Source organism: Pseudonocardia pini (genome assembly GCF_013870575.1).
Classification (GTDB): domain Bacteria; phylum Actinomycetota; class Actinomycetes; order Mycobacteriales; family Pseudonocardiaceae; genus Pseudonocardia; species Pseudonocardia pini.
In genome coordinates, this window is record NZ_JACBXB010001202.1 from 1 (window position 1) to 1,093 (window position 1,093).

The 1,093-nt window shown below is 74.6% G+C and carries 2 protein-coding genes; one reads left to right on the forward strand and one right to left on the reverse strand.

The genetic code is table 11. The features are described 5' to 3' along the window. On the forward strand, positions 1 to 959 hold a 959-nt coding region (locus H5J29_RS33835; RefSeq protein WP_181784928.1), incomplete at its 5' end, for an ROK family protein. Here H5J29_RS33835 and H5J29_RS36050 read toward each other — a convergent pair. Next, a partial coding sequence (locus H5J29_RS36050) for a GNAT family N-acetyltransferase (RefSeq protein WP_220188252.1) occupies positions 944 to 1,093 on the reverse strand: 150 nt, incomplete at its 5' end. The genes H5J29_RS33835 and H5J29_RS36050 overlap by 16 nt on opposite strands.

A 1,093-nucleotide genomic window follows, 5' to 3' on the forward strand; every position in this document is an offset into this window, starting at 1 on the left:
GCCGGACCTCGCTCGCCGTCTGCGACCTGGCCGGGACCGTGCTGGCCCAGGACTCGCTGCGGATCCGCACCCGCATCGGGCCGGAACCGGTGATGGCCGCCGTGGCCGACCGGCTGACGACGCTGGTGGCGGAGGCGGGCGTGGACCCGGCCGGGGTCCGGGGCATCGGGCTCTCGATCCCGGGCACGGTGGACTCGGTGGCGGGCTGCAGCATCGGGGTTCCGGTGCTGCCGGGCTGGGCCGGGGTGAAGCTCCCCGGCCTGCTGGCGGACCGCTTCCCGGTGCCGGTGCGGGTGGACAACGACGTGAACGTCATGGCGATCGCCGAGCAGCACGCCCATCCCGGGATCGACGACCTGCTGGTGCTGAAGGTCTCCACCGGGATCGGCGCGGCCGTGGTCAGCGGCGGCACGCTGCAGCGCGGGGCGCGCGGCTCGGCGGGCGAGATCGGGCACACCCAGGTGGCCGACGGCCCGGGCATGCCCTGTCACTGCGGCAACGTCGACTGCATCGAGATCCTCGCCAGCGGCTCCGCGCTGATCCGTGACCTCACCACGCGGGGCCGGGACGTGGACACGGTGTCCGGGGTCGTCGACCTCGTCCGCGCCGGGGACGCCGAGGCCGTGAAGCTCGTCCGCGAGGCGGGCAGGCGGATCGGCGAGGTGCTGGCGGGCGCGGTCAACCTGCTGAACCCCGCGGTGATCACCGTGGGCGGCGACCTGGTCGGCGCCTACGAGCCGCTGGTCGCCGGGATCCGCGAGTCGGTGTTCAAGCGGGCCGTGGCCACGGCCACGCAGAGCCTGCGGGTGGAGCCGGGCGCGCTCGTCGGGCGCAGCGGCGTGACCGGGTGCGCGATCCTGGTGCTGGACCAGGTCCTCTCCCCCGGTGCCGTCGACGAGATCCTCGCGCTCCACGACCTGCGGGTCGAGGAGGAGACGAGCGGTCAGACCATCGACTGAGCCTCGGAGACGTCCGCGGGGGCGCGGTAGGCCGCGAACACCAGCTCCCGGGAGACCGTGAAGCCGAGGTGCTCGTACAGCCGGATGGCGCCGACGTTGGACGCCGCGGCGTGCAGGAAGGGCTGGTCGCCGCG